Genomic DNA, 17,791 nt, shown 5'->3' on the forward strand with positions numbered 1-17,791 from the left:
CGCCGTGATTGCCGTGCCCTTGCCGGATCCAGGAGGACCTAGCAGCACGGTGAAGGCGCGCGGATTGACGCCTTGATAGTCCGTAGACAACTGACCGCCAACAACCGCGCCCACCACCGTGCGGAGTGATTCAGTGAAAAACCGCTTGCGGATGTAATTGCCACCCGTGCAGTAGTCTGCAAAGTCACCGTATGGCGTGCCGTTCCAAACTTCATCTGGATACACCGGCACGTTCGTCTCTTGCTCCGGCTCAAAGTCCTCGGGGTCAACGGTCACAGAGACAGTACCGCTGCCAAGCACAACCTGGACATCCGCGCCCGGCTCTGGTGTGAAGGCGGTTGCATTGCGGAGTGCCATTGCTGCCTTGAATTGGGCCGTGTTGCGTTTGGCCCTATCGCAGCCTCCGTGTTGACACCGGAACGCCAGCTTGCCGTCTAGGATGCTCAATACGGTGCTGCTAGGGTCACCGGCTCCGCTGTCGTGCTCCCACGGGCAGGCGATGCCCAACGTCCAGCCGTTCGCCACACGTTTTTCAAACTCACGGACTTCAACACCGTAGTGGTCGCAGTATTCCAACAGCCACGTCTTCCACTCATCGGCGGCTGCGTCACTCACAGCGGCTGCCGGGTCAAACGTCTGCTGACTGGCGGGTGCAAGATCCAGCACCCAATCAGGCATGGGCAGGATGGGCGCATCCACAAGGACTGAGTACAGCTCACCACTGGCGTGCACGCTGCCCGCCGCCATCACGTGTCCGCCGTTCGCACGGATGTCACCCTTGAGGCCGTCCTTCTCCCAACCAGCACCGTTGCGCACGGGCCGCGTGGGATCTGCCTGGAAATAAAGCTGGACACCAAACTCCGGGCGGCGTCCGGTTCTAACGGTGTAGGTGTACGGCAGCCAATCGGGCCACTCGCCATCCTCCATCAACCCGTGGTCAACGTCCACCACCACCAGCCCGCTTGGGCCGGTGGCAATGGCCACGGTTGCTTCGGGCTTGGCAGACCACCAACGCCGCACGGTCGCTTCAGCGTCGGTGGCGCTGAGGCTGCCGTGCGGCGCTAAACCGCCAATGGATTTCTTCTTTCCAGGTATGCAAGGAAAGACAAACCATCCACGCTGTGCATAAGAAAGTGCGAAGTCTAAGTTATTCATGGGCTGCCCGCTCCCACAACCGATTCGCGTTCGCAATCCATTGACTGACGGTTTCGCAGCCGCCGCCGCTGCCGTGCCCCATCTGCCAATAGGTATTGTCCGGGCCGTCACCAAAGAGCGCGGGGTGCGGTATGGAATACATGGAATCCACGTCGTATATCTCTCCGTGTCTCCGTGCTAATGCGTCATAGACCTTTTCGCATATCCGCACCTTCAGCGTGTGAGAGCCGCTGCACTCGCTATGCCCACACGGGAAAGTGACGATGAAGTCGAAGCCGGGCTGGTTGGCGAGTCGCCAATCCCAACCTGCAAGTGTGAAAAATCTTGCCCAACGTAATTTCAGAAACATGATGTTTTCCTTCTGCCCGGTTTGAAGGTGGGCCGCCTGTTGTCTCTACCCTGCCCCGCAATTGACGGACGCGCAAACCAAAGTGCGGTCCCGTATAAGCTCTGAGGAAAAACACCCGGCCTGGGAGTGACGCCAAGCCGGGTTGAATGAAGTTGCGCCTCCGAGGGTGTAAAAGGGCCGCGAGATAACGCGACTGCGGGGACCCTTCGGAGGCGGGATTTCTCCCCGCCCTTCTCGTTGGAGACTAGCCGCTAAACGTGGCTAATCTTGATTTGCTGGATGGCCTCAGACCTCCGAATCCGAGAATCGATCCGGCGATAAGCCAAAATGGCAAGCTGTCCCTGCAAAGCAAGCGGCTGGTCAAGGATCTTGACATTTATGCCTGCTCCGCCACGAACGCCAATCATATTGCCCGCCCGGAAGTCGCCGTACAGGATGGGCAGCACACCCGCTGTGGTCGCGGTGGGCAAGCTCGGCATGTTGCTGTCAAACAGAACCGGCTTGTCCAAGATGCGCATGTCCCCGTTCGCGTCCGTCGTGATGATGGGCACGTATAGGTTGGCTTGCATCTGTGCCTTGCGGATAGCCAGCGCAGTGGCGCGCGCCATCACCCAGGAGGCGTTGGGCTGGTAAACGCCCTTGAGCTGCGCAACCACGTCGTACAGAGCATTGATGAGGGTCAATCCGTCTGCTGACGTCCCCAACATTTCATACGCCGTGTTGGTGCCAAGGCCGGTGTTGCCCAGGATGCCCTGAGGCTGCCCGGAGCCGGTCCCGGTTGCCAGAAGTGCGCCCTCCGTGATCCGCTGGCCAATCAGGAGGTCATTTACAACGAACTCCTGAAACATGCCCACGTCTTGCAACAGCTCCCAAGACACGGTTCTTGCCGCCCCTACCATGTAGGCGCTGAGTAGCGTCTGTCCCAAGGTGGGATCCGACCCACCGAAGGTAGCAATGGTGCCGTTGGATTCAGCCTTGATAGCGCTGGCACCGAACGATGCTTGGCTGGGGACTTTAATGTCTGTAGCCGTAGGGATTAACAGGCTGGCGTCATACAGGGCGAGGTCCGGCAAGCCAAGCGGGACAATCTGTTGCCACGTTGGAATGCTAACGACATCGCCGCCCGCCGTGGTGGAGCTGCCCTGCGTGCCTTCATACAGAGCCGCGCTTGCACGTGGTCCTGCATAATTGCTGGTAGGGCGCTGGCGGGTAAACGCCTCACTCCTGGGGATAGCAAAGCCGCCCTGCCCGTCTGCACCAACCACCAAGTCTGCGGAGGCAGTTTTGCCTCCCGACAGGAGGAAGCTGCGCAATGCCTCAGAATAATCGCGGCTCTGCGTGTCAGCAGCGTTGAGCGCCGGTGAGTAGGTCGCCATGAAGCCACTCGCCGCTCCGCCAGCGCCGGGCGTGCCGTCGCCTCCAATCCACATCGGTATACCATCTTTGTTGAACATGGACCGGATGGTGCTCTGTGCTTTCCGGGCCTCAATCTGCCCGCGCAGAGCCTCCACGCGCCTCATGGTGCCCTTGTACTGTTCCTCGTCTGAGGCTGTCATCTGGTGACCCATCGGGCCGATAAGGGCATCCGCCTTGGCAATCTCTTCTTTGTGCTGATCCAACATTTCCATGAGAGTCATTGAAAATCTCCAATTGCATATGCGGGTTGAGTAGGTAATCAACATCCGCGTCCGCGCCTACAAAGCCGGTGCATTTCCGGCAGCCATCGCGGGCGACTCATGCCGTTTACATGAGCAACAATTAGGACACTCGGGCGGCTCCCCGTTACCGCCCTACAGTTCGCTGCCACATCTTGCACGTCTCCAGGTCAAGTACATGACCCGCTATCGAGCATGAGCCGGAGCTACTTCTCCGACCAGCGAAGCTTGGGTGTTAGTGGATGTGCTTCGGCCCGTCGCTGTATGCATAAATGCGCTCCAGCTCAGACACTTCCGCGCGTTCAATCTCAGCGGCAAAGCTGCCAGTGGTCATCGCGCTTTTCACGATGATGCCGATGTGTGCAGCGAATGCATCAGCCAGCGCCTCAAGTTGGCCGCCGTCCAACGGTTCACTGAGGGCCAACTGCGGCGCGCCGTCAACCAGCCCGATGTAGCCAACACCACGCAGGCCCCTGCCGGGCCAGCGCGAACGTAATTCTTCCCGCATCGCGTCCGTGGCAGGCTGTGGCCTAATCGGAACGAATTCCATATCGCCCGGCATGTCGCCTAAGAGGACACCCACGCAGATGGAGGAGTTGATTACTAGTTCGTCGCGTCTATGCTCATACGTTGTCATTGCTCTCACCTTTCAATTTGTGAGCAGCGCAGTCAGCCGTATAATGAGACAGGCTGATTGCGGTGCATTCGCGTGCGTCCAATTTCTTGCCAACCGGCTTCGGGGTGTTAGCGCACCTCGGAGCCTTCGTTTTTGTTTGTCCCTCTAATCCCCTGTTTACCTCCGGCCACCGCTTTTGTCCAGCAACGTCCGGGAGCCTTCTTTGTTAGTTCTTGAATCCCATCTGTGCCGCTGCAACGTTCATCGTGGCCTGGAGTTGCTGCTTAGCGGCGTCTCCGCCCATGAGTGGCTTCACCCATAAGGAAGCACCGCCGTCACTGCGCGCCTGCTTCCAGAGGATCCCAAGGAACAGCAACGTTCCGCGCGCCGCCATACGTTCAAAGTCCGTGACGTACTCTCCAATTTGCCCGGACGCGACCGGCAGCCACTTGCAACCAAACTCACCCGTCTCAATCGTGGAGTGGACAAGCCCGGCTGTGATGTCATCGCGGTTCAAGCCCTCATCGGCCATGAGCGTCCGTCCTTTCTCGACGGCCTCCACAAGGCGGCCCACGGCTTCAATGACCGGCATTTCCCGGGTGACGATACGGGCCGGGCTGCCCGATGCCAGCACCCGCCGTACACGCGCAGCCGGGTCGTTTGCTAGCTTGGCCTTCATCGTCTGAAATCCTTTCTCACGGCCTTGTTCGGTCAGTCCCATTCGTTTCTCCCTCTACTTATGGTGTTTACGAAAATCACCTTGCAATGTCAAGCGGGTTATCGGCTATTCCGCTGTAAATTACCAGCGTTCCATCTATACTTGTATCTACACATGGCGGCCACGTGTGTCAAGGTCTCCCTATACTCGTATTTACAAGAACTCGGTTTATAAAGCAAGCAAGTTATTGAATAAATCGCTCATGCCAGAAGCGATGTCCTTCTGAGACGTGTTATAGCCGCGCTCGGGTCGGGTGTAAAGGGGCATTGCACAATCCCGGCCTCCATGAGCAGCATTGCCTCTGAACTCTCCTTTTACAGAAGTGCGGCATGTTTGTCCAGCGAGTTATTGCGCATCTCGCTGCTTGTTGGTAGCGATGCCCTCTATACCTCTGTTTACCGACTAGAAGCACAGAAGTCAACTACAAAATAAAACCAAACCTACAGCGAGTTAGGCATTTTCTCGCTGAAATAAAACAGCGATACGCCCTCTGATACGGGTTATATCCGGGCCGCCCAGCGGTGTCAAGGCGCGCGGGCCGGGACGCGTAAAAATGCATTCTTACAAGTACATTCTTATAACTACATTCTTATAGCTCCACTTTAGGACTACAGTTACAAACTACACAAAATACACCACTTGACAAGAATAAAATCCGTGCGGTAGCGTGGTTTTCATCAATCATCCGCTCCACTGAAAGGACACACTAATGAAAATGAAAGAAACGCAAAAACGCTTGAATCGTATTCTCCGGGATCTCGACAACGCCGCTGGCTTCTTTGAGAAGTTGGGCCTAACCGCACAAACGGCGTTGCTTGACGAAGCCGCAGACGCCGTGGAGGCAACGCGCCATGTGGCGAAGGATCTCCGGGGGTGCTGCGCCTAACAGCCGGGCTCGCTGCCTAGTTGCTGGCGATGCCCCTTCTGCTTTGGACGAACACGGCCAAGCAGCGGGGGCAACGCATACGCTCAAAGTCCAGGCGCATGATTTCGCTAGGCGGGATTGGGTAGTGACACTGCGTGCAGGGGTTTCGAGGTCTTTGGGCTGGATGGCTAATCGGCGGGCTCTCATCCTCGCAGCATAAGCGAACAGAAAGCGAATATCCTGTGGACGCGGCAGGACTGTGCGCTCGGCTGTTGCCATCATTCCGGTGTCGGATTATGCTCGGTCCAATATGGCCTCAAACAACAAGGTTTGGAACGCATCCGACGCCCTCAAGCTCGTTGCGGTTGGAGCCGTCATACTCGGAGTTATCGCCTTTCTTAGCTCCCACGAACGCCCTCCCCAAGACCAACGGCCACTAGACAGTCAACTGGCCCCTGAAACCGCCAGCCAGTCTTCGGCAACGGATGTGTCATACCTATGCGATGCCCAGTCGTATCGGCAAAAGATGCTGGACGATGCGCTTGAGGATGTAGAAGAACACAGCGGGGATAAGTTCGATAAAGAAGCCGCGCGAAAGCGAGTTTTAGCCACTCCATACGCTACGCTTGAATCAGAGCGCCTGGGTGACTTGGCCTTCGTGCGCAAGACGTATCGCGAAGCCAACGACACGCACCAGATCTGCCCGAATCAATAGGCCCGGCACACCTGGGCGGAGGAAACAATGACAGTCGGTGAATTGATGAAACGTTTTGAAGGGTCTGACCCAAAGGCGTACGTTTTTGTCATTGACGAAACGGACGGCAAACAGCGGTACCTCAACATCGACAACATCGCACCCGGAGTTGGTAAGCCTTCCACAAGCCTTGCCGCTTGGCCCGGATTCGAGAATAACGGCACAGACAAATGGATGTTCCTCACCGCTCGCGCCATGGATCGCTAGCTGTCACCGGGCGTGTTTCAACTATTGGGCGGCCAATCAACACCATCTAAGTGGTGTTGAAAATGGTGTGGGACTGGCGCACCCGGCGCTCTAATTTCGCGGCGCGTCGATTCCCAACAAACACAGAGCTAGAACGTAATCGCATTTGACCCGGCTGCCCTAAATGGTGTGGTTTTGTGCGATGGTGGCAAAAATGGTGTTGCACAAAACCCGCATGGATAAAGGCCAAACACCACACTCAATGCCATCGTAAAGATTTCACTTGACTCGCTACGACTCTTTAGCGCCTCTTACGACTCTTGTAAGTTGCTGAAAGTAATAGACTTGTCCATTTTGGGAAGCTGACGTTCTGCCACTGAACTACTCCCGCTCAGAAGACTGATTATACCGCTGGTGGAGCGTTGAGGGTGGTTGGAGCCTGGGGGGTGGGTGGGATGGGGTGACTGGTATCACATACTTGCGGTGCGGTGAACGTTTCAATCGGAGCGGGTCTGGATGCCTCAGAGAAAGACTTGATGGGCCCGGCGGATGGGGCTGGCGAAATTTTCGCTGGGAGATTCGCTGGGAGAAGGAGCGGGTATGACTCCAATGGCGGCGTTGAGCGGCATTGCATTGAAGAGGATCGTGTTTGGCACGGATTTTTCGGTGGTGGCCGAGCGTGCGGCTACCTATGCGAAGGGGCTGGCACTGAGCTTTTCGGCAAGCGTGGACCTGGTGCATGTGTTCGATACGGATGTGTACCTGGATGACGCTGAGCCGCGGCTGCGAACGCTGGATGACCGGCTGGCGGTGCGGTCGGAGAAGCTGGAGGCGTTGGCGAAGACGTTTGCCGCAGAAGGACTGCGGACAAGGACTGAGTTACCGATAGTGCGGCCGAGCTGGAGCGGGCTGCTGAAAGCGGCGGAGACCGAGAAGGCGGATCTGATTGTTGTGGCGACGCGATCGAAGGCGCAGTTGAAGCGGGTGTTTGTGGGGTCGACGGTCGAGGAGCTGATTCGGCAGGCGCCGCAGCCGGTGCTGACGGTGGGGCCGCACGTGGCGGCGATGGATGGGCCGCTGGAGTTCAGGCGGATTGTGTATGCGACGGACTTTACGCCTGAGGCGGAGAAAGCGGCGCAGGCGGCACTGCTGTTTGCCGGGCATGGGGACGCGAATCTCTACGTGTGCCATGTGATTCCTTGCCGGGAGAATTCGGAGGACGGGCCGGCGGAGGGGGATGTGCGGGAGAACCTGGAGCGGTTGCTGGCTGCGTCGTCGCTGGGGGCGTATGGCTGCGAGCTGGAGATTGCGTATGGAGCTCCGGCGGAGTCGATATTGGCGCTGGCAGAGAAGGTGAAGGCGGATTTGATCGTGATGGGGCCGAGGAAGCATTCGTTCTGGCTGACGCATGTGCAGCGCGGGGTGACGCTGGAGGTGCTGGCGCAGGCGACGTGTCCGGTGCTGACGGTTCATTAGGGGTGGGCGTGTGGGTAATGCATGCCTCAGGGCTAAAGCCCTTTCTCCTTTGCGAGCGTATGAGACCCGAGGCTAAAGCCTCGGGGTACCTATATTGTGGTGTGCCGTTATGATGGGAGGGTTGAGACTGCGCGGGTTGGCGCGGTTTCCCTGATGCTCATACGTTGCGCGGCCATAAGGAGATAACTTAAGTGACCTCACGAAAGATTCTTGCACTGGTGTTGGGACTTGCCGCTTTTGGCACGGTTGGAGTGGTGGCGCAGACGTCGGGCGATACGGGGACGGTGCGGGCTACGCTGCCGAATGGGATGCGGGTGGTGATCATTCGCAATTCGCTGGCGCCGGTGGTGACGGTGCAGACGAACTTTATCGTGGGTGGGGATGAGACGCCGGAGGGGTTTCCGGGGATGGCGCACGCGGAGGAGCATATGGCGTTCCGCGGATGCACGGGGATGACCGCGGATCAGACTGCGGCGATCTATGCGCAGATGGGTGGAGAGAATAACGCCGACACGCAGCAGAATATTACGCAGTATTACGCGACGGTGCCTTCGGCGGATCTGGATGTGGCACTGGAGGCGCAGGCGGCGTGCTTGCGGGGTGCGGATAATACGCAGGAGGAGTGGTCGAAGGAGCGTGGGGCGATTGAGCAGGAGGTTGCGCGCGATCTCTCGAATCCTACGTACAAGTTTATCGACCGGATGAATGGGGATATGTTTGCGGGGACCCCCTATGCGCATGACCCGTTGGGTACGAAGGACTCGTTTGATAAGACGACGAGCGAGATGCTGCAGGAGTTTTACAAGAAGTGGTATACGCCGGCGAACGCGATCCTGGTGATTGTGGGCGATGTGGATCCCGCGGCGACGATGGCGAAGATCAAGGAGATGTACGGAAAGATTCCGAGCCATGAGCTGCCGAAGCGGCCGGCGATCCAACTGGGCGCGGTGAAGTCAGAGAGCTTTACGCTGGACAGCAATCTGCCGTACACGCTGGGTTTCATTGCGTACCGGTTGCCGGGAACGGACTCTCCGGATTATGCGGCGAGCCAGATTTTGGCGGATGTACTGAGCAGTCAGCGCGGCGATCTGTACGGGATGGTGCCTGCGGGCAAAGCGCTGGGCACGGAGTTTGGGATGGCTGAGGAGTATCCGATGGCGAGCGTCGGGTTCGGGCTGGTAGCCGAGCCGGCGGGCGTGGATGCGGCAGCTTCGATCGCGGAGATGCGCGGGATTCTCGAGAACTATGCAGCGAAGGGCGTGCCGGAAGATCTGGTGGATGCGGCGAAGCGGAGCGAGGTGGCGGCCGCGGAGTTCCAGCGGAACTCGATTCCGGGGCTGGCGAATGTTTGGTCGAATGCGCTGGCGGCGGAGGGACGGACGTCGCCGGATGAGGATGTTGAGGCGCTGAAGAAGGTGACGGTAGCGGATGTGAATCGCGTGGCGAAGCAGTATTTGACCCCCGCGAATTCGGTGACGGCGACGCTGAAGCCGGTGCCGACGGGGCAGCCGGTGTCTGCTAAGGGATTTGGCGGTGCGGAAGAGGTCACGTCGGCTCCTACGAAGCCGGTGGTGTTGCCGGAGTGGGCGGCGAGTGCTCTGGACACGCTGAAGGTGCCGACGGATTATGCGCAGGTTTCGCTGGATACGACGCTGGCGAATGGGATTCGGCTGATTGTTAAGACCGATCCGATCTCGCCGACGGTGACGGTGATGGGCAGCGTGAAGCATAACTCTGATTTGCAGACGGCGGAGGGGATGGATGGCGTGGCCGGGGTGCTGGACGGGCTGTATTCGTATGGCACGCAGACGATGGATCGGCTGGCGTTTCAGAAGGCGCTGGATGATATTGCGGCGAATGAGAGCGCGGGCTATGGGTTTTCGGTGGTCGTGCTGAAGGACCATTTTTCACGCGGTGTTGAGTTGCTGGCCGACAACGAATTGCACCCTGCCCTGCCGGCGCCGGCGTTCGCGGTGGTGAAGCAGCAGACGTCGCAGTTTGTCGAGGGGAACTTGAAGAGCCCGGAGTACAAGACGTCGCGGGCGCTTGATTTGGGACTGCTGCCCGTGGGCGATCCGTCGCTGCGTGAGACGACGCCGGCGACTCTGGCGAAGGTGACGCTGGACGATGTGAAGAAGTATCACGACAGCACGGTGCGGTCGGACCTGACGACGATCGTGGTGATTGGCGATGTGAAGCCAGATGAGGCGAAGGCGGTCATCGAGAAATGGTTTGGGGATTGGAAGGCGGTGGGGCCGAAGCCGGAGACGACGCTGCCACCGGTTCCGGTGAACAAGGCGTCGGCTGCGAATGTGGCTGATCCGGAGGCAGTGCAGGATTCGGTGTTTCTTGGATTGCAGCTGAAGCTGGATCGGTTTGATCCGGACTACTATCCGGTGCAGCTGGGCAACCACGTGCTTGGCGGCGGGTTCTATGCGACGCGGCTGTATCACGACCTGCGGCAGGTGGCGGGGTATGTGTATTACGTGAACGTCGGCGTGTCGGCTTCGAAGACGCGGGCGACGTACACGGTGGAGTACGGCTGCAACGCGGAGAACGTGTCGAAGGCGCGAGCGCTGGTGCAGCGGGATCTGAACCAGATGCGGACGCAGAATGTGTCCGACGCGGAGCTACACCAGGCTAAGGCTTTGTTGCTGCGGCAGATTCCGCTGAGTGAGTCGAGCGAGGAGGCGGTGGCGCATGGGTTCCTGGGACGCGCGGAGATTGGGCTGCCGCTGGATGAGCCGATTCACGCGGCGAAGACGTACTACGAACTGACTGCAGACCAGGTGCGGGCGGCGTTCTTCAAGCTGATTCGGCCAGAGGATTTTGTGCAGGTGGTGCGGGGGCCGGCTCCGCAGTAAGAGGTTTGCTTCATGGCTTGCGCTGTTGACTACCTAGCCGGACAAGGTACACTCCACTGGAGGACGGACAGCCTTGACCGATTCGACGACAAATCGTGGCAGCATGACGCTGGAGTCTGATCTTTCGAGCGTGGACGCTGTGGAGACGAAGGCCGAGCAGCTGGCGCGTGAGGCTGGATTCGACGAGGACAGTTCCAGCCAGATTGCGATGGTGGCGCGCGAAGCCGTCATCAATGCGATCCTGCACGGTAACAAGAAGGACCCCGCCAAGCAGATCCACGTGAGCTACGAGCTGAACGCCGAGGCGCTGCGGATTAAGATTGCTGATGAAGGACACGGGCTGGATCCGGATACGGTACCCGATCCGCTGGCGCCGGAGAATATTCTGCGCAGTTCAGGACGAGGGATATTCCTGATGAAGGCCATCATGGATGAGGTACACTTTCACCAGTTGAACCCCGGCACGGAGATCGAGATGATCAAATACCGAGTGAAGAAGGAGCTTTCAGCATGAGCATGACATTTAAGGTCCGCGAAGTGGGCGGCGTCACCATCGTTGATTTGAGTGGGAAGATCACCATGGGTGAAGGCAGCCCGACGTTGCGCGAGGAAGTGCACAAGCTGGTGGCCGAGGGCAAGAAGAAGATTGTGCTGAACCTGGCTGACGTGAACTATATCGACAGCTCGGGGCTGGGTGAGCTGGTAAGTTCGTACACGTCCGTGAAGAACTCTGGCGGCGAGTTGAAGCTGCTGAACCTAACCAGCAGGGTGCGGGATCTGCTCGTGATCACGAAGCTGGTGACGGTGTTCGACGTTAAGGATGATGAAGCGACGGCGGTTTCTTCGTTCGCGTAGAGATTCTGGAGTTTGGAAAACAACGGCGCGTCGATGACGCGCCGTTGCTGCGTTTGCGTGGAATGCGATGTCGGCCTGTAGTATTCCATCGGGCGGACAAGGATCGCAGTCCCAGGGGCTAAAGCCCCGTCGATTGGGTTGGTTTGTTGTCCAGGCTAAAGCCTGGACCTATCTAAGAGGCAACGACAAAGGCAACGGCAGAAGAAGAAGCAGATTCCCAGAGGGAATGACAGAAAGAAAAGCAACGACAAAGGCAGAAGAAGATTCCCCAAGGGAATCACAAAAAGAAAAGCAACGGCAAAGGCAGAAGCAGATTCCCCAAGGGGATCATAGAAAGAAAGGCAAAAACCTCGGGTACAGCAACTGTGGGTTTGCGCTAAAGGAGATGTCGATGAGCAGCGGCGTTGCGGGTTATATCGCGGCATTGGACCAAGGGACGACGAGTACGCGATGCATCATTTTTGATCGTCGCTGCCGGGTGGTGTCGGTTGCGCAGAGAGATCATGAACAGATTTATCCGCGGCCGGGCTGGGTGGAGCATGATCCGCTGGAGATCTGGCGACGCACGCAGGAGGTGATCGAAGAGGCGGCCGGGGCGCGGGGGCTTCTGGCGAAGGACATTCATGCCCTGGGGATTGCGAATCAGCGGGAGACGACAGTGGTTTGGAATAAGCGCACGGGCGTGCCCGTCTACAACGCGCTGGTGTGGCAGGATACGCGGGTGGCCGAGGGGGTGGAGGCGTTGAGCCGTAAGGGTGGGAAAGATCGACTGCGTGAGACGACGGGGCTGCCGCTGAGTACGTACTTTAGTGGGCTGAAGATTGCGTGGATCTTGGATCATGTGGAGGGGGCGAGGGCGGATGCGGAGAGGGGCGAGCTGCTGTTTGGGAATGTCGATAGTTATTTGCTTTGGAATATGACGGGGGGCGTGGACGGGGGCGTTCATGTGACGGACGTGACGAATGCGAGCCGGACGCAGTTGATGAATCTGCGGACGCTCGAGTGGGACATGGAGATTCTCGAGTTGCTGAGGATTCCGCGAGGGATGCTGCCGGAGATTCGGTCGAGCAGCGAACACTATGGAGAGATGAAGAGTGGGGCGCTGGCGGGGGTTTCGATCTGCGGGGTGCTGGGAGATCAGCAGGCGGCGCTGGTGGGACAGGCGTGCTTCAGGCCGGGGCAGGTGAAGAACACGTACGGGACGGGATGTTTTCTGCTGATGAATACGGGGGAGCTGAAGGTGTCGACGCACGGATTGGTGTCGACTGTGGCGTATCAGTTTGGCGGGGAGAGGCCGGTGTATGCGCTGGAGGGGAGCGTGGCGATTACGGGCGCGCTGGTGCAATGGGTCAGAGATAACCTGGGGCTGATTGAGCGCAGTGAGGATATCCAGGCGCTGGCGCAGACGGTGACGGACAATGGCGGGGTGTATTTTGTGCCGGCGTTCTCGGGGCTGTACGCGCCGTACTGGAAGGACGATGCGCGCGGGGTGATTGTGGGGCTGACGCGCTATGCGAATAAGGGCCACCTGGCGCGGGCGGTGCTGGAGGCTACGGCTTTCCAGACGCTCGAGCTCGTGGAAGCCATGGAGGCCGACGCGGGGATTCCGCTGGCGCAACTGCGGACGGATGGAGGGATGGTGGTCAATGATCTGCTAATGCAGTTTCAGGCAGACATTCTGGATCGCGAGGTGATCCGGCCGGCGATGCGGGAGACCACAGCGCAGGGTGCAGCGTATGCGGCGGGTCTGGCTTCGGGGTTTTTCACGGGGACGGAACAGCTCGCCGAAAGCTGGGAGATGGACCAGGTGTGGAAGCCGCAAATGGAGGCGGGGAGACGCACGCGGCTGTGCAAGCAGTGGAAGAAGGCTGTGCTCCGCAGCATGGATTGGGAGGAGGAGTGAGTCGCCGGGATGGATCCGCGGAGGCGCTGTGAGGGTGCGACTTCGCGGTGCTGCGAGGCTCGAGAGTGGAGGTCCGGTAGGAGGGTTGGGATGGCTGCTGTGGAGCAGGATATGAGGGTTGATCATGGTAGACTCGGAGCAGAATGAGTGACCCTAAGTATGGCGTGGGCAGCGGAGTTTGGAGCCCTGGCCCTGCCCGTTGTCGAACCGAAATTTCCCTCCGAATGGTGAGGCAGCTTGGGTTTTTTTTCCTAATGCCTGTGCTGGTGGTCTCTGCGAGCGCGCAGCAGCAGCAACAGCAGCAATCGACTCCTTCAGGCTATCCAGATAGCTCACAAACTTCTACGAATCCGGATTGCTCCGACCCGGCGCTGGCAAGCTCTGCGGACTGCATGGGGCAAGACCAGGGCAACGGTCAGCAGTTCAATGGGAATTCCCAGAACGGAGCTGGGGTGCCCAGAACGTTTGGAGCTCAGACGCCGAACTCAAACAATTACACCGATACGGGCCAGCAGAATTCGCGGCAGGGTCAACAGAACGGCGCGAACTCTCAGCAGCAGCTCTTGCTTCCGCCGGAGCCGTTGATAGAGTTCCAGAAGTTTATTGCTTCGACGACGAGCCAGGTTTTGCCGATCTTTGGAGCGAATTTGTTTCGGCGTGTGCCGTCGACGTTTGCGCCGCTGAACATGACGCCGGTTCCCTCGGATTATGTGATTGGACCGGGGGATGAGCTGCGTGTACGGGTGTGGGGTCAGGTGAACTTTCAGGCCAACCTTCAGGTGGACCGGGCGGGAGAGGTTTATCTTCCACAGGTGGGGCCGACACACGTAGCGGGCATGCCGTTTTCGGAGTTGGATGGGCATCTGCGGAAGGCGATTGGGCGGGTGTATCGCAACTTCGATTTGACGGCAGACATTGGGCAGATTCGGGCGATCCAGGTGTATGTGGCGGGACAGGCGCGGCGTCCGGGCGTGTACACGGTGAGTTCGCTGAGCACGCTGGTGGATGCGGTATTTGCTAGCGGCGGACCGTCGGTGCAGGGGTCGATGCGGCACATTGAATTGCGGCGCGGAAGCGAGGTTGTTACGGATTTTGACTTGTACGGTCTGCTGGTTCATGGCGATAAGTCGAAGGATGTGAAGCTGCTGCCGGGCGACGTGATCTTCATCCCGGCCGTGGGAGCCGAGGTTGCGATTACGGGCAGCGTGCGGACGCCGGCGATCTATGAGCTGCGGGAGGGCGAGTCGCTGGACGGGCTGATTGCGGATGCGGGAGGTGTGTCGGCCGTGGCGGCGGAAGCACGCGTCTCGATCGAGCGCATCTCTGAGCATCACGATCGATTTGCGATGGAAGTCGCCTACGATGCCAACGGCCTGAAGACGCCCATGGCGGATGGTGATCTGGTGCACGTGTACTCGATTGTGGCGCGGTACCAGAAGACGGTGACACTGCGCGGCAATATCGCGAATCCCGGACGGTTTGCGTGGCATGCGGGCATGCGTGTGAGCGATCTGATTCCGGATAGGGATTCCCTGATCACACGCAACTACTGGTGGAAGCGAGCGCAGCTTGGCTTGCCTGCTCCGGAGTTTGAGCCAATTCCCTACTTCTCCAACATGCGGCAGCCGACGGATGGCAACGCGGTCACGCTGAGGCTGCGGTCGCAGGGAGGAATAAACGGACAGCAGGGCCAAGATGGCTCGCAGCAGAATCTGGACGGGAACGCGAATGGAGTTCCTAACAACGGGCCGAACAACACTGCAGGCTTGCGTGATGGCCAAAATGGGTTAGCGCAAGACCAGGTGGGGCAGAACGCGGATGGTTCGCAGCAGGGGCAGTATGGTTCGCAACAGAACCAGCGGCTGAATGCGCAGCAGCAGGCGAGCAACTCGTCACTGGCAGCACAGCAGTCGGGAGTTTTCAATGGCCCAGCGCCGGCGCAGCGCACAGAGGTGAAAAAACTTGCTCCGGAAATTGATTGGGATTATGCAGTGATCCAGCGCCAGGATCCGGACACGCTGAAGACGACGCTGATTTCGTTTGACCTGGGCAAGCTGGTGCTGCAGCATGACACCTCGCAGGATATGGAGTTACAGGCGGGCGATGTGGTCTCGATTTTCTCTGAGGCTGACATCCGCGTACCGATTGCGCAGCAGACGAAGCTGGTGACGCTGAGTGGAGAGTTTGTGCATTCGGGCGTGTACTCGGTGCAACCGGGAGAGACGTTCCACCACCTGGTGGAGCGGGCTGGAGGTTTCACTCCGAATGCGTACTTGTACGGCTCGGAGTACACACGCGAATCGACGCGGGCGCTACAGCAGGCGCGCATTGATGAATACGTGCAGAACCTGAGCATGGAGATCCAGCGCAGCAATATGGCGATCGCGGCGTCAGGGACGGGATCCCCGCAGGATGCAGCGGCAGACCTGTCGGCACAGACAAATGAGCAGAACCTGCTGACGAACCTACGGCGGATTCGCGCGACCGGGCGTATTGTGCTGACGTTTGTGCCGACGAGCAGCGGAACCGTTTCCCTTCCCGAGATTTCGATGGAGGATGGCGACCACTTCAGCGTTCCGTCGGTGCCGGCGACGGTTAACGTGGTGGGCGCGGTGTACGATCAGAACTCCTTTTTGTACTCCACGAGCCGGCGGGTTGGCGAATACCTGGGGTTGGCAGGAGGACCGAACCGGGACGCGGATTACAAGCACTCGTTCCTGATTCGCGCGGACGGCGAAGTGGTCAGCAGCGACCTTGGAAAAGGGCTGTGGGCGGCCAAGTTTAAGGACGTGCGGGTGTATCCCGGCGATACGATTGTAGTGCCGGAAAAGACGTACAAACCCGGAACGTTGCGTACCGTACTTGCCTATTCGCAGCTGTTCTCATCGCTAGCGCTGGGGGCTGCGGCAATTGCCGTAATTCAATAGCAGGAATTTGCAGGAATTCTATGACTTCCAATTCCCCACTGCCGACCGTGAACGAACGAGTTGATGCGCCTCCTGCCGTGACGTCGGCGGATCGCGGCGCCGCGGACGATGAGGAAATCTCGTTGCTTGATTTACTGATTGTCCTCGCCGAACGCAAGCGCACTGTGCTGCGGGTAACGGGAGTCTTCGCTGTTCTTGCGGTCATCCTCTCGATGATTCTGCCGGTCCGCTACACCGCGACTGTTACCTTGCTGCCGCCGCAGGAGAGTTCCTCGATGGGCGCCGCGATGGCATCACTTGGCAATCTGGGAGGGGTGGCGGCTTTGGCGGGCGGCAGTCTCGGCCTCAAGAATCCGAACGACCGTTACGTCGCGATGCTACAGAGTCGAACAGTGGAAGATGCCATGGTGCAGCGATATGGTCTGATGCAGGAATACCACGCGCACTATCTGTCGGACGCGCGAAAGGTATTCCAGGGCCACACAACAGTCGATGGTACTGGCAAAGATGGTTTGATTCATATCACGGTTGAAGATCACAACGCGCAGAAAGCTGCAGAGCTTGCCAACGGCTATGTGGAAGAATATCGCGATCTGTCGCAACATCTTGCCATTACAGAAGCGTCGCAGCGCAGACTATTTTTTCAACGAGAACTCGAGCAGGCGAAGAACAACCTGGCCAATGCCGAGGTAGCGCTCGAACAGACGGAGCAGAAGACAGGCGTCATCCAACCGGATAGTCAGGCACGAGCCTTGATCGAATCCGCGGCAACTCTACGCGCGCAGATTACGGCACGCGAGGTGCAGATCGAGGGAATGCAGACGTACGCAACCGGACAGAACTCGGAGTTGATTCAGGCGCAACAGGAATTGGCTGGGCTGCGAGCGCAACTGGCTAAGCTGGGAGGCTCCGAAGATAACTCGGGGAGCGAAGTCCTGATCCCCAAGGGGCTAGTTCCCCAGGCTGGGATGGAATATGTCCGGAGGCTCCGGGACGTGAAGTACTATGAGACGATCTTTGACATCCTGGCGCGGCAGTTCGAGTTGGCGAAGCTCGATGAGGCGAAGGAGGGCGCGGTGATTCAGGTGGTTGACCCGGCGATTCCGCCAGATAGGAAGTCTTTTCCGAAGCGCAGCCTTATTGTGCTCGGGGCTACCGTAGCGGGATTCTTTATCGGAGCTTTCCTTGCACTATTTCAGGCTGCGTTGCAACGCCTAAAGGCCGACCCAGAAGGCACCCAAAAACTCAGCATTCTGCGCAGGGCTTTCTCAGCTAAACGCCTGTGATCTTGAATTGCCGGGCGATAGGTGGACCGTAACTACGGCGTGTTCAGAGACACGAACTAGTACATGCATTTGGTCATGTTAGCGGAAGGATAAGATCGCATCCATCGGTAACGATGAACCAGCCTGCTGAACACAGTCGGGCAGAAGTGATCGACACGGGAGCGCTTGTGTGGCCCCGGATG

15 protein-coding genes are annotated in these 17,791 nt (G+C 58.7%); 10 read left to right on the forward strand and 5 right to left on the reverse strand.

Annotated elements, in window-relative coordinates; all coding sequences use genetic code 11:
• From GSQ80_RS01490 to GSQ80_RS01510, 5 genes are all read right to left on the reverse strand, one after another.
• A partial coding sequence (locus GSQ80_RS01490; protein WP_174241291.1) for a bifunctional DNA primase/polymerase occupies positions 1-1,155 on the reverse strand: 1,155 nt, incomplete at its 3' end.
• Entirely contained in the window at positions 1,148-1,504 is a 357-nt protein-coding gene (locus GSQ80_RS01495) for a hypothetical protein (RefSeq protein WP_158785744.1), read from the reverse strand. The genes GSQ80_RS01490 and GSQ80_RS01495, both read right to left, overlap by 8 nt.
• Before the next feature lie 251 nt (positions 1,505-1,755).
• Complete coding sequence (locus GSQ80_RS01500) at positions 1,756-3,141, reverse strand: phage major capsid protein (RefSeq protein ID WP_158785745.1); 1,386 nt, start codon at positions 3,139-3,141, stop codon at positions 1,756-1,758.
• Between the two features lie 253 nt (positions 3,142-3,394).
• A complete protein-coding gene (locus GSQ80_RS01505) occupies positions 3,395-3,796 on the reverse strand; it encodes a hypothetical protein (RefSeq protein WP_158785746.1) in 402 nt (133 codons plus the stop codon).
• A 205-nt stretch (positions 3,797-4,001) separates the two neighbouring features.
• Complete coding sequence (locus GSQ80_RS01510) at positions 4,002-4,496, reverse strand: hypothetical protein (protein WP_158785747.1); 495 nt, start codon at positions 4,494-4,496, stop codon at positions 4,002-4,004.
• A 706-nt stretch (positions 4,497-5,202) separates the two neighbouring features.
• On the opposite strand from GSQ80_RS01510, the gene GSQ80_RS01515 reads away from it, so the two are divergent.
• From GSQ80_RS01515 to GSQ80_RS01560, 10 genes are all read left to right on the forward strand, one after another.
• On the forward strand, positions 5,203-5,379 hold the full coding sequence (locus GSQ80_RS01515; protein WP_158785748.1) for a hypothetical protein: 177 nt from the start codon (positions 5,203-5,205) through the stop codon (positions 5,377-5,379).
• Between the two features lie 238 nt (positions 5,380-5,617).
• A complete protein-coding gene (locus GSQ80_RS01520) occupies positions 5,618-6,073 on the forward strand; it encodes a hypothetical protein (RefSeq protein ID WP_158785749.1) in 456 nt (151 codons plus the stop codon).
• A gap of 27 nt (positions 6,074-6,100) precedes the next feature.
• A complete protein-coding gene (locus GSQ80_RS01525; RefSeq protein WP_158785750.1) occupies positions 6,101-6,319 on the forward strand; it encodes a hypothetical protein in 219 nt (72 codons plus the stop codon).
• 579 nt (positions 6,320-6,898) lie between these two features.
• Complete coding sequence (locus GSQ80_RS01530) at positions 6,899-7,774, forward strand: universal stress protein (RefSeq protein ID WP_158785751.1); 876 nt, start codon at positions 6,899-6,901, stop codon at positions 7,772-7,774.
• A 191-nt stretch (positions 7,775-7,965) separates the two neighbouring features.
• Positions 7,966-10,638: a pitrilysin family protein gene (locus GSQ80_RS01535; protein WP_158785752.1), complete on the forward strand. Its 2,673-nt coding sequence runs from the start codon at positions 7,966-7,968 to the stop codon at positions 10,636-10,638.
• 73 nt (positions 10,639-10,711) lie between these two features.
• A complete protein-coding gene (locus GSQ80_RS01540) occupies positions 10,712-11,152 on the forward strand; it encodes an ATP-binding protein (RefSeq protein WP_254059387.1) in 441 nt (146 codons plus the stop codon).
• Positions 11,149-11,493 carry an STAS domain-containing protein gene (locus GSQ80_RS01545; protein ID WP_158785753.1) on the forward strand — a complete coding sequence of 115 codons (345 nt, stop codon included), beginning with the start codon at positions 11,149-11,151 and terminating at the stop codon, positions 11,491-11,493. Before GSQ80_RS01540 ends, GSQ80_RS01545 begins: the two co-directional genes overlap by 4 nt.
• Before the next feature lie 391 nt (positions 11,494-11,884).
• Positions 11,885-13,396 (forward strand): glycerol kinase GlpK, encoded by a 1,512-nt coding sequence (glpK, locus tag GSQ80_RS01550; protein ID WP_216850079.1) that lies wholly within the window; start codon positions 11,885-11,887, stop codon positions 13,394-13,396.
• 224 nt (positions 13,397-13,620) lie between these two features.
• A complete protein-coding gene (locus tag GSQ80_RS01555; protein WP_158785755.1) occupies positions 13,621-16,323 on the forward strand; it encodes an SLBB domain-containing protein in 2,703 nt (900 codons plus the stop codon).
• Positions 16,324-16,343: 20 nt separating this feature from the next.
• On the forward strand, positions 16,344-17,609 hold the full coding sequence (locus GSQ80_RS01560) for a Wzz/FepE/Etk N-terminal domain-containing protein (protein ID WP_158785756.1): 1,266 nt from the start codon (positions 16,344-16,346) through the stop codon (positions 17,607-17,609).
• The last annotated feature ends 182 nt before the right edge of the window (positions 17,610-17,791 follow it).

Source organism: Granulicella sp. L46, from assembly GCF_009765785.1.
In the GTDB taxonomy this organism is placed as follows: Bacteria; Acidobacteriota; Terriglobia; order Terriglobales; family Acidobacteriaceae; genus Granulicella.

What these genes read in the sequence shown, in the direction of transcription:
- glpK (WP_216850079.1), top strand. Translation starts at nt 11,885, where the DNA reads ATGAGCAGCGGCGTTGCGGGTTATATCGCGGCATTGGACCAAGGGACG.
- GSQ80_RS01495 (WP_158785744.1), bottom strand. Translation starts at nt 1,504, where the DNA reads ATGTTTCTGAAATTACGTTGGGCAAGATTTTTCACACTTGCAGGTTGG.
- GSQ80_RS01530 (WP_158785751.1), top strand. Translation starts at nt 6,899, where the DNA reads ATGACTCCAATGGCGGCGTTGAGCGGCATTGCATTGAAGAGGATCGTG.
- GSQ80_RS01545 (WP_158785753.1), top strand. Translation starts at nt 11,149, where the DNA reads ATGAGCATGACATTTAAGGTCCGCGAAGTGGGCGGCGTCACCATCGTT.
- GSQ80_RS01505 (WP_158785746.1), bottom strand. Translation starts at nt 3,796, where the DNA reads ATGACAACGTATGAGCATAGACGCGACGAACTAGTAATCAACTCCTCC.
- GSQ80_RS01555 (WP_158785755.1), top strand. Translation starts at nt 13,621, where the DNA reads ATGGTGAGGCAGCTTGGGTTTTTTTTCCTAATGCCTGTGCTGGTGGTC.
- GSQ80_RS01500 (WP_158785745.1), bottom strand. Translation starts at nt 3,141, where the DNA reads ATGACTCTCATGGAAATGTTGGATCAGCACAAAGAAGAGATTGCCAAG.
- GSQ80_RS01525 (WP_158785750.1), top strand. Translation starts at nt 6,101, where the DNA reads ATGACAGTCGGTGAATTGATGAAACGTTTTGAAGGGTCTGACCCAAAG.
- GSQ80_RS01560 (WP_158785756.1), top strand. Translation starts at nt 16,344, where the DNA reads ATGACTTCCAATTCCCCACTGCCGACCGTGAACGAACGAGTTGATGCG.
- GSQ80_RS01510 (WP_158785747.1), bottom strand. Translation starts at nt 4,496, where the DNA reads ATGGGACTGACCGAACAAGGCCGTGAGAAAGGATTTCAGACGATGAAG.
- GSQ80_RS01515 (WP_158785748.1), top strand. Translation starts at nt 5,203, where the DNA reads ATGAAAATGAAAGAAACGCAAAAACGCTTGAATCGTATTCTCCGGGAT.